The following is a 13,105-nucleotide window of genomic DNA, read 5'->3' as shown; positions in this document are numbered from 1 at the left end:
AAGGGGTTTCTTATGACTCGAGATAACGATTGGAGCGCTATGCAGCAAAGTTCGTATCATGATATGCAGGTCGATTCGTTGGGTGCGTTCTCCGCGCGCAATCCGCTTGACTCGCTTGCGGTTGCGGCGCCGGGGCGTACGCGTTGTGTGAACGCCGAGAATCCCACGGGCGGCAAGGGCACTGCGGCCACTGCGGCCAGTGCGCTTGGACCGTCGCGCAAGGGCAGCCCGTGCATTCAAACCGTGAAAGCGGGGGAGAGCGTCACACTGATGGACGTGGATGGCCCGGGCGTGATCCGCCATATTTGGATGACCGTCACTGACCGCACGTCGCCTACCGGCCCGAACGTGCTTCGTAACCTGATCTTGGAATTCTATTGGGATGGCGAGGAAACCCCGTCCGTGCAATGCCCGATCGGCGACTTCTTCTGCTGCGGTCACGCGCAGGCTTGTCGAGTCAATTCGATGCCGGTGGTGGTCGTGCCTAATCGCGGCTTCAACTGCTATTTCTCCATGCCGTTTGAACATGCGCGCATCGTGCTTCGCAACGATCACAATGAAGACGTTCCCGCGTTCTTCTACCAAATCGATTACACCGAATATGACGCGCTTCCGGCAGACACCATGCGTTTCCATGCGCAGTGGCGTCGCGAGCGCGTCACCGAACTGGCCCGCGACTATGTGGTGCTCGACGGCGTGCACGGTCGTGGCGCATATATCGGCACGTATCTGGCGCTCACCGCGTTGGAAAGCCGCTGGTGGGGCGAGGGTGAAGTCAAGATGTACATCGATGGGGACGACCGGTATCCCACGTGGTGCAGCACCGGTGCCGAGGATTATTTCGGTGGCGCGTGGAGTTTTGCCGATTTCGACGAGCACGGGCACATGTATGAGCAGACGTTCTGTGCGCCGTATGTCGGTTTCCCATTCTATTCGCAGCGTCTCGCCTCGCATCGCGAGAGCGCGTATTGGGATGTGAATACGCCGGTGACCCGCGGATTGTATCGCTGGCACATTCCCGATCCGATTTATTTCGAACATGATTTGCGTGTGGAATGGCAGCAGATCGGTACTGAGGAGGGCGGCAATTTCGAGCGTCAGGACGACGTCGCTTCCGTCGCATACTGGTATCAGCTCGAGCCGCATACTCCGTTCGATCCGATTGGCGATCGTCGCTTCCGTCAGCCTCGCTGAATTGTTGTCTGCACAACCCGCAAAATCGGGCCGATTCAAGAGTTGTGCAGACAGCAATCGGCCCATTTATACCCCTGAACTTGCGATTTCCAGTCTTTCCGGTCGGTCCGGGGGCGTTGTGCTGTCTGCACGACTTGCGTTCTGTGCCTGCACAACTCGGGTTTTAACCCAATTTTGTGGGTTGTGCAGACGCGGGGTGTGGGTTGTGCAGACGGGAAATGCGACTTGTGCAGACGGGATTAGATGTCGCAACGCCTGCTGTGCCGATTATCGTGCGAACGTTCTGCGCATCCACGCAACAGCCAGTTGTGTCCAGATCTGCATGCTTGGTTCGATGCCGTTGACGCCCTGCCATGCGGTTTCCGCAGTGCCCAACGACAGTCCGTGACCGCCGTTCGGGAACAGGTGCGCCTCCACACTGACGCCAGCCTTCTTGCAGGCGTCGATCAGCATCAGTGTGTTCTCATATGGCACGACTTCGTCGGGAACGGTGTGCCATACGAACACCGGCGGTGTTTTGGTGTCAATATGGCGTTCGATCGACACGGATTCGAGCGCTTCCGGATCGTTGCGTCGCTCGCCAAGCAGCGAGTCGAAACTGCCGCGATGCGCGAGCGTGCCAGACGTAATTACAGGATAGGCGAGCATCAAACCGTTCGGGCGCACCGCATCCGGGTCATATCCATGTGCCTCAAGCACGTCATCGCTGGTGGACGTGGCGAGATTCGCAGCCAGATGACCACCCGCGGAAAAACCGATTACAGCAATCGCCTCCGGATCAACATGCCATTCAGCGGCATGCTCACGAATCATCTTCATCGCATCGGCAGCTTCCAAAAGCGCAACTGGAAAAACGGAAGGTTTTACCGAATATCGCAACACAAAAGCATTGAAACCGGCCGCGAGGAACTGCATCGCGATCGGCTCCGCTTCGCGATCGGACGTCATTTCGTAACCGCCGCCCGGAATCACGAGAACGGACGGACGTACACGATCGGGAACGATTTCTTCACTGTTGTCAAGGCAATATCCGACGAATTTCGCTGCGCTGCCATCGATGCCAAGAATTTCGTGTTCGAAATATTTCATATATCCATCATAGGTGGAACACGACGCACGTTATGCAGGAACTATCTGGTCCCGCTATTTTTCGTACCTTGTGATCCGTGGATGCAAATTGTGCAGTCGGGAGAGTGCGTCCTACTCGAGCAGCCAGTCGAGAATGTTGCGGTGTTGAATGCCTTGGTAGTCGCCGAGACCGACGGTATCTAGAGTGAGCAGCGTTTTGGGGTGATTGTCGCGCACGGTCTGCAATGGTGCCAGTTCCCGCGCAAGTGTCGACTCGTCAAGCACGGTTTGCGAAACCTGATAGTAGTGCGGGCCGTTGGCGTCGGATGCGACGAAATCGATTTCTCCGCCCCGAAGCTTGCCGACCGAAACGGTGCTGTACCGTCGCAGCAATTCCAAGTAGATCACGTTTTCGATGCGGTGTCCGAGGTCGCCTTGCCTTTTGCCAAGCAGCCAGAATCGAAATCCCATATCGCCCAAATAATATTTGGATTCGCTATGCAGATACGCTTTGCCTTGCAGGTCGTATCTGGTTGCTTCGAAAAGTAGGTAATTACGAACCATTTCTTCGATATACCCGCTGATTGTGGTGGGAGAAATGCGGCGGCCGCTTGCGGCGAGGCCTCCGGACATGCTTTTCAGTGATGCAAGATTACCTACATTGTCGGCGAGGAATGCAGCTACATCGTTGAATGCCCGCATATCCATACGGGGGTTCCGCTGTGCGATGTCCGCTACAAGAATGGTGTTGAACACGCCTCCCAAATAGTCGGCGATGTCCCGATCTTCGGTGAGCTGCGTGACGTAGGGGAGTCCTCCATATGTGAGATACCGGTCGAACAGCGCATTGTCATTTGCTGTTGATTGCAATGCATTTCGGTATTCCGAGAAAGACAGTGGCAGCATCTTAAGTTCGACATATCGTCCGGTGAGGAGTGTTGCCAATTCGCTGGAAAGCAGATTTGCGTTCGATCCGGTGATATACAAATCGACGTCATCACGCACGTACAGTCCGTCCGCAGCTTTTTCGAAATGTTCGACGTGCTGTACTTCGTCGAGAAAAACATAGTTGGTGCAGTTCGGCTGCAGTCTCTCAACGATGTAATCGTATAAAGACTGGTAATCGGTTGGATAGTGTGCGTCGAGAGATTCGAAATTAATGGAGATGATACGGCTTTCTGCAATGCCTTCCGCAACCAGCGAACGGCGGAAAAGCTCTAAAACCATGGATTTTCCGCAACGTCGCAGACCGGTGATCACCTTGATGACATCCCGGTCTTTCCACCGTTGAAGCCAATCGGTGTACTGCGGTCGCTCGATAAGCTCACTGGTGACCATGTGGAACCTCTGCCCTGCTGAAATGATATTGATGTTATCCATGATATGTCGAAAACGTCCAGTGAAATGGATGATTTTGCGATTTTTGCAGAATTGTCCATTTTACTGGATGATTTTGTGGAAAATACAGAATCGTCCAGTGAAATGGATGATTTTGCAGAGTGGGTGAGTGATATGGACGTGCGATTGGGCAAATCGGAAATAATGTTGCAATCATTCGACGGAATTCACGAATGTGTATGTTCCGCTTACATGTCCGATACATTTTTCCCAGCGAATTGACAGGAACACGCATCATTCCTCTAAGACTTGGGCGCTTATATAGAACATGTCAGCGGTTATGACGGCTGGCGAGGTTCCTGAAGAACCCCATAACTGAACCCTTCTTCTCTCTTCTCTCTCAGCCGGCGGCCCTTCTTCCGCCGGCTTTCTTTTTCTGAACAGGATTCATGCGATTTGCGATTGATGCCGTTCTGAATGTGTAAAAAGAAACGGCCGACCGCGCTTATTGGCATATGGTCGACCGTTGCGATGTTTGTGATTATGCAGTGGTTGTGTGTGGTTGTGCGGTTGTGTGCTGGCGTTCGTGAGTTAGCAGCGTTCGTACGAGAATCTGCGCAGACGTTCGAAGCATTCCACGCTTTCCTCAAGCCATGGCATGCCGATCACGAATACATGGCCGAGTGTCTCGTGGCGGCGTGGCTTCGGGTCGAACAGTTCGAAATCGGCTCCCTTGCGTGCCAGTGCGGTGGCGAGCGCCAGATTATCGGCCTCAAGGAAATCGTCGCCACAGGTCACGATGAACAGTGGCGGCAGGTCGACGTTGAACGCCAGGCCTTCGGCGGTGAGGAACTTCGGGTCGGCGGCTTCGATGCCGTCGAAGAATTCGACGCCCAGCATCTGTTCGAGGCCGGTGCGGCGGTTCGGATCGTAGCCAACGGTCAACTTGCTGCCCATGGTTTCCAATGATGCGGAACTGTACGCGCCGCACACGGGAGCCGCGCCTGCGAATCCAATGCCGGAAGGCTCGTCAATGCCGAATGCGGCCGCAGCCTCGGCGTTGTTCTCAATCGCCAGCGTCAGCATGGTCAATGCGCCGCCAGCTGAATCGCCGGTGAGGAACACGGCGTTCGAGTCGACCGGATAATCCGCCAAATGTGCCTTGATCCAGCGCAATGCCGCTTGAACATCCGCCAACTGACCCTTTAGATCGGTCTGTGGGGCCGGGCGGTAATTCAGTGAGAACACGGCGAAGCCCGTTTCGGCCAGATGCACGTTGAAATTGCGGTTCAATTCCTTGTATCCATAGGTGAAACCGCCGCCATGTATATCGATGTATACCGGTAGTGTATGCCCGCAACGTAGCACCGCGTCATGTGGCAGATACAGGTCGAGCAAATGCCCTCTGCACTGCCCGGCTTCCGCATCGTAGCCGCCGTCGGGAAGGTAAGGAATATCGTCGATTACGTCGATGCTTTCCGGTGTGTGCCACAGTTCGGAACGCGGGGTGTCAACCGCGATTGCACTGAAACGCATGTCGAGAATGCCTTGAAGTCGCGCTTCGGAAAGTCCTGCAAGATCGACGGTGGTTTCCGTCCAACGTTCCGCATGCTTGATCATCTCGTCGGTAAGACCATATTTTTCCGCATATTGCGCGATGATCGCCTGTTCATCCGCCATCATTGCCGTCCTTTCGTGATTTTTTCATACGATTGCGGTCGTTGCCGTCGTCGGAATGCCGCACTTCGATATATCGTACCGGTTCGATACGGAAAGCGCTACCGCAATCATCCACATTTCATTGCGCTCACAGTGAATTTATGTAATGGCGCATGCGTTGATTTTACTGCGATTTCGACACGCCGAAATCGCCCACGTTGCGTCGAAAAACGGTTCGCATAGAATAGGTCGCGTTTGCGAATCCGAACAGGGGTTTCGACCGATAGAGAGACGGCAACGGGACGCTCGACAAACGACGGACGTGAATCGTAACGGCAACGAATGGCCGTAAAAGCAACGAACAAACGCAACAACAGCCCACGAAAACCCAAATACCCAAGCAAACAATCTGAAGGAACGCCACGTATGTACGTCGATCCGAATCGAAATACAGAAGCAGGCAACCTCAAATGGATCCTGCCATACTGCAAACCTGACCTGCCGCGAGTGGCCGGTGCGATAGTGCTGTTCTGCGTCAACAACACCATGGCGCTCATCATTCCGATATTGTCAGGCATCATTGTGGACCGTGTGATCGTGCAAGGACACGTCGACGAACTGACACGATTGTGCATCATGATGATCGTGTTCACCATCGTGCGCGTCACCTCGCGCTACGGCTACCAAATGTGGATGGAACGTTTCGGACAGAACTCCGTATTTCGTCTCGTCAGCGACGAATACGAGAAACTGCACGAACTTGACTTCACGTATTTCAACCACACGCGCACCGGCGACATCATGAGCCGCATGACCTCCGACACCGACGCCATCCGCCACGTGTTGAGCTGGGTGAGCTACCAGGTGCTCGACTGCGTGGTCATGTTCGTCGGCGCGCTCGCCATGATGTTCACCATCGACTGGCGTCTCGCGCTCGCGCTCGCATGCGTCACGCCGTTCATTTTCATTCTTACGCGCGGACTTTCCACGCACGCAAGGCCGCTGTTCTTCGCCATCCGCAACTCGCTCGCCGAAATGAATTCGATGGTCGAAGAAAACATCGAAGGCAACCGTGTGATCAAAGCGTTCGTACGCGAACCGTACGAAACCGAAAAATTCGACGAACGCAACGACGATTACATGCAACGCAACATGGCTCAGGCCTACAACAGCCGCAAATACATGCCGTGGCTTGACGGATTGGGATTCTCGCTGCAGCTGATCACGCTCGGCCTCGGCGGATTCCTGGTAATCACCGGGCGCATGACGCTTGGCGATCTCGTGGCGTTCAATTCCTACCTGTGGATGATCGACGGGCCGGTGCGCCAATCCGGATGGCTGATCAACGACTGGCAGCGTTTCAACGCATCCTGCATCAAAATCCGCAAACTGCTCACCTCTCAGTCGCACATCACGGAAAAGCCGGGAGTCGGCGCAAAAGCGAATACCGCGACTGCGAATGCGAACAACGCCAACAATGCCAACGGTGCAAACGATGCAACTGGCAACATCTCGCAATCGCAGGCGACGTTTACAACGTCGGCGACACAAGCGGCGCAGACAACACAGGTAACGACTAACGCGACCCGCATCGCCGGCAGCATCGACTTCCAGCATGTCAGCTTCGCCTTCCCCGACGAACCGAACACCCCCGTGCTTGAAGACGTGGACTTCCATGTTCCGGCAGGCGCCAAACTCGGCATTCTCGGCGAAACGGGCGCGGGCAAATCCACCCTCGTCAACCTCATCTCCCGCTTCTACGACCCCACCGAAGGCCATGTGCTCATCGACGGCGTCGACGCGCGAGACTGGCCGCTTGCCACACTGCGCTCGCAAGTCTGCGTCGTCGCGCAAGACACGTTCCTGTTCTCCGACACCATTGGCGGCAACATCAGCTTCGGTGTGGGCGAACAGCGCGAATACGACGAACAGTACATTCGCCGCATGGCCACCATCGCCGGTGCGGACGGCTTCATCCGCAGCATGCCGGAAGGTTACGATACCGTGGTCGGAGAGCGCGGCGTCGGCCTTTCCGGCGGGCAAAAACAGCGCCTGAGCCTCGCCCGTGCGCTTGCGGACAATCCGTCGATCCTCATCATGGACGATACGACCAGCGCCGTCGATATGGAAACGGAAGCGGAAATCCAACGTCACCTGCGCGAGCTGGACGAGCGGAAAACCATCGTCACCATCGCGCACCGTATTTCATCGGTGAAAGATTCCGACCTGATTCTTGTGCTCGAACACGGCCGCATTGTGGAGCGCGGCACGCATGACGAACTCGTGGCCGCGCATGGCCGATATTGGGAGATCTACTACAAGCAGCTCGGCTTGCAGGCGGGTCGTTCCCATGGTTTCGAAGCGTGACGCAGCTAAGGCAAGAAAGGAGGAAAACCCATGGCAAAACGTAATACATTCCGTGAAGACGAAGAGCTGGAAGAGCATATTAATCTGCACGATATTCTGCGTATCGGCGTCTATTTAAAACCATATATGTCGCGTATCGCACGCATTCTCGCCGTCGTCGTAATGATGAGCTGCATTGCGGTAGTCGTGCCATATTTGACGAAAATCATGATCGATAGTGCGATTCCGTCGAAAAATCTCACCTTACTTGGTGAACTAACGGGATTGATGGCCGTGCTTATTGTGATTTATGAGTTTGGATTGCGCTATCGTACCGTTGAAATTACTCGAGTTGGTCAGCTCATGTTGAAAGATATGCGTCGCGATATTTTCACGCATATTCAAACGCTGCCGTTCAGCTATTTCGATTCGCGTCCGCACGGCAAAATCCTGATTCGCGTGGTCAATTATGTGAACACTCTTTCCGACACGTTGAGTTCCGGTTTGATCAATGTGATTTCCGACGTGTTCACGTTCCTGATCACCTTGGTGGTCATGTTTGTGGTCGATTGGCGGCTCGCACTGTTCAGCTTGGTGCTTTTCCCGTTCCTGATCGCGTGGGTGCTGATGTTGCAACATTTTCAGCGTCGCGCGTACCAGGTGCTGTCGAACAAGCAGAGCAATCTCAACGCGTTCATCCACGAGTCGATTGCCGGCGTGAAAACCACGCAGACCTTCGCCCAGGAGGCTGCACAGTTCAAAACCTTCCAGGAGCAGCAGAACGACGTGCGCACTTCGTGGATGAAGGCCGTGCACATCCAGTTCCTCATGTGGCCGGGCATTCAGACCATTTCCGTCATGACGATCGCGTTCATCTACTATGTGGGAGTTACGGGCTTTGGCGCGGTGAACGTTTCCACCGGCGTGCTGATCGCGTTCGTCGGGTATGCGAACAATTTCTGGAATCCGGTTATCAGCATCGGCAATTTCTACAATCAGCTGATCACCTGTTCCGCATATTTGGAGCGTATTTTCGAAACGCTTGACGTGCAGCCGGAGATTCGTAACGCGCCTGACGCGACTGAACTGCCGCAAATCGAAGGTCGCGTCGATTTCAACGATGTGGTTTTCCGTTACGAGCCTGACGGTCGTAATATTCTCAATCTGGTCGATCTGCATGTTGAACCAGGCAGTACTGTTGCGTTGGTCGGCCCGACCGGTGCCGGCAAAACCACGATCATCAACCTGCTGTCGCGTTTTTACGACGTTGCAGAAGGATCGGTGACGATTGACGGGCATGACGTGCGTTCGGTCACGTTGGAATCGTTGCGTCGGCAGATGGGCGTCATGCTGCAGGATACGTTCATTTTCTCCGGCAATGTGCGCGAGAACATTCGCTACGGCAAGTTGGATGCGACCGATGCCGAGATCGAAGCGGCCGCGAAGGCGGTGCATGCGCACGAGTTCATCATGGATTTGCCGAATGGATATGACACGGTGGTGGAGGAGCGTGGTTCCACGCTTTCCGCAGGTCAGCGCCAGTTGATCGCGTTTGCCCGCGTGCTGCTGGCCGATCCGCGTATTCTGATTCTCGACGAGGCCACGTCGAATATCGATACGCGTACCGAAGAGGCGCTTCAGGCCGGATTGAACCACCTGCTGAAGGGACGTACGAGCTTCATCATCGCGCACCGACTGTCCACCATCGAGAACGCGGACATGATCTGCTACATCGATCATGGGCAGATCATGGAGCAAGGCAACCATGCCGAGCTGCTTGCCAAGCGTGGTGCCTATTATCGCCTCTACGACTCCCAATACGCCATGATCAAGGTCTAAATGGGCTGATTAGGGCTTGGACTGATTGGCTTGAAAGGCTGATTGGCTTGAAATCAGCCTTCCTGCTAGCCGCTTGTCGTTTTTCGGCCGGCGGCTAGCCGCAAATTATCAGGTACGAGGCGGAAGATAGGGAAGTGAGAAAGCAACGCATGTTGCTGCGCACGAAGATGACGCGTGAATGCGTCGATGAAACAACGCGGGAAGGTTTGGCATGGCAGTAGAGAAGCCAGTTCTCACCCAGGAGCAGCAAGATGCGGTCGCAGCGCTCGCATCCACCAACGTGTATGCGAAGCAATCGAAATTCAAAACCTTCCGCGAGCTGCCGCCGAAAGACAGGTGGCCGTACTTCAAGCAGAACTTTCTGACCGATGTGCTGATCATTATCGCAGTGGTCGGCTTGGTACTTGCTTTCGTCATCTCGTATGTGACCAAAGGTCCCGAGGCCAAGCTGAGTCTTGAAGGCGTCGATATGGCGGAATATTCCGAACAGATTGATGCGTTGGGCGCTGATTTTGTGAAGACGCAAGGTATTGAAGACGAGCGTCTCGTGCGGACGGATGCCTCCATTGCGATTGGCGAGAATGCCGCGCAAGATGGTTCCGCATCGTTAACGGCTCGCGTTTCGGCAGGTCAGATCAACATGATTGTTGCCGAAACCGATATTTTCGCCGAAGTCAATGATCGCGGCGACATCACCAAACCCGCGGAAGTGATGAGTGCCGCCGATCTTGAGCAGGTCAAGGATGCGCTGGTCGACGCCAAAGGCAATCCGGTTTCCGATGTGAACGACGCTGTCGGATTCGACTTGTCCCATTCGAAAACATGGATCTCTACGCATGGACTGCCGAAAAAGGGGGTTATTCTTGGATTCAGCAACGTTTCGGAATCCAAGGATATGCCAATCCAATTCGTGAAATATCTGCAATTTGATTAGTTTGATTGCATCGAGCGATATTCGTACGATTCGCGGAATGCGCATGCGATTCGTGCGATGATTGCACCTTTGCTTTGCCGAAATGCATTTGCCGAAATCCTGTTGCTGAACGTTTCCTGAATACCTGTAGACACGCATGCACGCTATGCCCTGTTTTCCGCCTAAGCTAGTGGAGGTACGTCAAACGATACACGTTAATAAACAGGCGGTATCCGAAGCGCGAAGGAGATGGCAATGGCAGCCAGCATGTTGAACCCCCTACTTCCTCGTCAGGATGGACGTCTCGAATGGGGTAACGGTGTGGTGTCCATGCTGTTCGACATTGCAGGGGATTCTCCCGTCCGCCTATGCAACGTTGTAGGACGAGGCATGATCCCCATTGACGGTCGCCTGTCCGACGATGGAAAGCCTGTAGTGGAAAAGGATCCCCGCCCGATCGTGGAAGTGCTCGCCGCGAACACCGGTTCGCAAGACAACCGTCTCGCATTGATTGCCACGGTCGCCGGCAGCAAGCTACGCTTCGTTTCCGCGCTCGCGTCCGAGCCCGGGCAGGGTTCCGACGATCCGTTCCGTTTGGAGATCACGCAGTTCGCGTCGTATGCCGATCTTGAGCCGAAAGGCCGCGAATTCGAGCCGACCGCCAGTGGGCGCGATGCGGCTGCCTCTGCTGTGAATCCCACACCCGTAACGGTTTGTGCCGACCCGCATGAGGGCCTGGTGGTCACCTCCGTGTTCGAAGCGTTTTCTAATCTTTCCGCGGTGCGCACGTACACGCGTCTGCAGTCCGCCAAACAACTGCCGATTGAAGCGGTGTCGTCGCTGAACCTGACCGTTCCCATGCGCGTCAACTGCGGCAAAATCCATCGTTCGAATATTTTCTGGGGTGACGCCGCCTGGGCCGTGGAAAACGATTGGCGCGTCCGCCCGCTGCGAGACACCCAGGTGCGTAACCGCAACCAGAAAATCAATCCAGGCCAGTCCAGCTCGAGATTCGCCATGAGCTCCACTTCCACATGGAGTACGGGCGTGCATGAACCGGCCGGTATCGTACAGGTCGAGGGTTCTATGCGCCGTGCCCGCGACTTCTCCGTAATGTGGCAGATCGAGCACAATGGCCCGTGGGAGTGGGAGGTCGGTGAGGATGATCCCGGTCTGCACATCAGTGCATTCGGCCCGGAATATCAGGATCACGGCTGGTTCACCAATCTCGGTGAAGGCAACGATTTCGAGTCGGTTCCCGTGTCGTTTGCCATTGCCGCAGGCGATTGGCAGCAGGCCGTCGCCGAAATGACGTTGCAGCGTCGCGCATTACGCATTGCCAAAGCCCGCGAACTGGGCCGCATCAAGCAGTTCGAGCGTACGCAGGGTCTTGTGATCTACAACGATTACATGAATACGCTGTTTGGCGATCCTCGTATTGAGAAGGAGCTGCCGCTGATCGAAGGCGCGGCAAGCGTTGGCGCGGATATTTTCTGCATCGACGCCGGCTGGTACGACAGCACCGACGGCGGCTGGTGGGACATGGTCGGCGAATGGCAGGCCTCCACCAACCGTTTCGGCGACACCGGTTTGCGTGGTCTTGCCGAAAACATCCGTGCGCACGGCATGGGCTTGGGCCTGTGGCTCGAACCTGAAGTGATCGGCGTGAAATCGCCGCTGGCAAGCACGCTGCCGGATTCCGCGTTCTTTCAACGCCATGGCGTGCGTGTGTGTGATTCGGGTCGTTATTTGCTTGATTTCCGTTCCCCCGAAGCACGCAAGCATGTTACACGTACCGTTGATCGTCTAATCGACGATTTCGGCGCGGTGTTCTTCAAGTTCGACTACAACACCACTCCCGGCGTCGGCACTGATTTGAATGCCGAATCCGTTGGCGACGGCTTGCTTGGGCATTGCCGTGCGTATTTGGATTGGCTTGACGATCTGCGTCGCCGTCATCCGGATGTGATGATTGAAAACTGCGGTTCCGGCGCCATGCGCGCCGATTACGCGCAGTTGTCTCGCTTGGATCTGCAGTCCACTTCCGACCAGTGCGATCCGCTGATTTATGCGGCCATCGCGGCAGGCGCGGGCATGATGATCCTGCCGGAACAGCAGGGAAACTGGGGCTACGCCCAGCAGGAGATGGACGATGAGACGGCCGTCTTCACGCTTGCCACGGGCGTGCTCGGCAGACTGTATCTGTCTGGTTTCATCGATCGCATGACTGAACCGCGTCTTTCGCTCGTTCGAGATGCCGTCGCCTTACATCGTTGCGTGCTTGCCGACCAGCAGCATATGGTGCCGTTCTGGCCGTCGGGACTTCCCGATTTCGATGGCGATTGGCTCGCCGTCGGGTTGCGCCATGTCGAAGCGGATGCGCGCGACCGGTACGTGCGCGGCGAAGACGCTTGGAATGAGCGGAATGCCGATCAGAACGATCAGCAGAATGGTCAGCGGTCTCAGTCGGAAGATAAGCCTGATTACGTCATCGTATGGCGTCGCGGCGGCACCCCCTCGGTGAACATGCCGCTGGAAGCCGGCAAAACCATCGAACAGGTTTTCCCGAATCCTGCCGAACCGGATCATGCGCCGGATGCCGAGCCGTGGACCATCGAACGCATGGATCCGGAAACGGTCCGTCTGAACGCAACCACGTCCAAGCGTCCCTCCGCCCGAATCTTCGCGATTCGCCGCCGCGGTTGATCGGGGCTGAGCCAACCAATCGCTAAAATGGCGTATTTTCCA

8 protein-coding genes and 2 pseudogenes are annotated in these 13,105 nt (G+C 55.6%); 7 read left to right on the top strand and 3 right to left on the bottom strand.

The window, feature by feature from the left end:
• Nucleotides 1-63 precede the first annotated feature (63 nt).
• Complete coding sequence (locus NBH13_RS08185; protein ID WP_250779560.1) at nt 64-1,194, top strand: glycoside hydrolase family 172 protein; 1,131 nt, start codon at nt 64-66, stop codon at nt 1,192-1,194.
• A gap of 267 nt (nt 1,195-1,461) precedes the next feature.
• Here the strand turns inward: NBH13_RS08185 and NBH13_RS08180 are convergent, their stop codons facing one another.
• Both NBH13_RS08180 and NBH13_RS08175 read right to left on the bottom strand, forming a co-directional pair.
• On the bottom strand, nt 1,462-2,283 hold the full coding sequence (locus NBH13_RS08180) for an alpha/beta hydrolase (RefSeq protein ID WP_099571530.1): 822 nt from the start codon (nt 2,281-2,283) through the stop codon (nt 1,462-1,464).
• Between the two features lie 111 nt (nt 2,284-2,394).
• A complete protein-coding gene (locus NBH13_RS08175) occupies nt 2,395-3,642 on the bottom strand; it encodes an ATP-binding protein (RefSeq protein WP_250779538.1) in 1,248 nt (415 codons plus the stop codon).
• A gap of 3 nt (nt 3,643-3,645) precedes the next feature.
• Between NBH13_RS08175 and NBH13_RS08170 the strand changes: the two genes are divergently transcribed.
• A complete protein-coding gene (locus NBH13_RS08170) occupies nt 3,646-3,882 on the top strand; it encodes a hypothetical protein (protein ID WP_099571528.1) in 237 nt (78 codons plus the stop codon).
• Between the two features lie 309 nt (nt 3,883-4,191).
• Here the strand turns inward: NBH13_RS08170 and NBH13_RS08165 are convergent, their stop codons facing one another.
• Entirely contained in the window at nt 4,192-5,283 is a 1,092-nt protein-coding gene (locus NBH13_RS08165; RefSeq protein WP_180753734.1) for an alpha/beta hydrolase, read from the bottom strand.
• Nucleotides 5,284-5,685: 402 nt separating this feature from the next.
• Between NBH13_RS08165 and NBH13_RS08790 the strand changes: the two are divergent.
• From NBH13_RS08790 to NBH13_RS08145, 5 genes and pseudogenes are all read left to right on the top strand, one after another.
• A pseudogene (locus tag NBH13_RS08790) lies at nt 5,686-6,688 on the top strand (ABC transporter ATP-binding protein); the annotation flags it as partial.
• A 158-nt stretch (nt 6,689-6,846) separates the two neighbouring features.
• A pseudogene (locus NBH13_RS08785) lies at nt 6,847-7,626 on the top strand (ABC transporter ATP-binding protein); the annotation flags it as partial.
• Between the two features lie 30 nt (nt 7,627-7,656).
• On the top strand, nt 7,657-9,444 hold the full coding sequence (locus tag NBH13_RS08155; protein WP_144171095.1) for an ABC transporter ATP-binding protein: 1,788 nt from the start codon (nt 7,657-7,659) through the stop codon (nt 9,442-9,444).
• Between the two features lie 211 nt (nt 9,445-9,655).
• Complete coding sequence (locus NBH13_RS08150) at nt 9,656-10,378, top strand: hypothetical protein (RefSeq protein ID WP_099571526.1); 723 nt, start codon at nt 9,656-9,658, stop codon at nt 10,376-10,378.
• A gap of 228 nt (nt 10,379-10,606) precedes the next feature.
• On the top strand, nt 10,607-13,063 hold the full coding sequence (locus NBH13_RS08145) for a beta-L-arabinopyranosidase (protein ID WP_435374776.1): 2,457 nt from the start codon (nt 10,607-10,609) through the stop codon (nt 13,061-13,063).
• Nucleotides 13,064-13,105 lie beyond the last annotated feature (42 nt).

It is taken from the genome of Bifidobacterium intestinale (genome assembly GCF_023656765.1).
In the GTDB taxonomy this organism is placed as follows: domain Bacteria; phylum Actinomycetota; class Actinomycetes; order Actinomycetales; family Bifidobacteriaceae; genus Bifidobacterium; species Bifidobacterium hominis.
The sequence above is the reverse complement of the archived record's forward strand: the minus strand, read 5'-3'. Positions and strand labels throughout refer to the sequence as shown.

Coding starts and splice junctions, on each gene's coding strand:
- NBH13_RS08185 (WP_250779560.1), top strand. CDS start 64: ATGCAGGTCGATTCGTTGGGTGCGTTCTCCGCGCGCAATCCGCTTGAC.
- NBH13_RS08180 (WP_099571530.1), bottom strand. CDS start 2,283: ATGAAATATTTCGAACACGAAATTCTTGGCATCGATGGCAGCGCAGCG.
- NBH13_RS08175 (WP_250779538.1), bottom strand. CDS start 3,642: ATGGATAACATCAATATCATTTCAGCAGGGCAGAGGTTCCACATGGTC.
- NBH13_RS08170 (WP_099571528.1), top strand. CDS start 3,646: ATGTCGAAAACGTCCAGTGAAATGGATGATTTTGCGATTTTTGCAGAA.
- NBH13_RS08165 (WP_180753734.1), bottom strand. CDS start 5,283: ATGATGGCGGATGAACAGGCGATCATCGCGCAATATGCGGAAAAATAT.
- NBH13_RS08155 (WP_144171095.1), top strand. CDS start 7,657: ATGGCAAAACGTAATACATTCCGTGAAGACGAAGAGCTGGAAGAGCAT.
- NBH13_RS08150 (WP_099571526.1), top strand. CDS start 9,656: ATGGCAGTAGAGAAGCCAGTTCTCACCCAGGAGCAGCAAGATGCGGTC.
- NBH13_RS08145 (WP_435374776.1), top strand. CDS start 10,607: ATGGCAATGGCAGCCAGCATGTTGAACCCCCTACTTCCTCGTCAGGAT.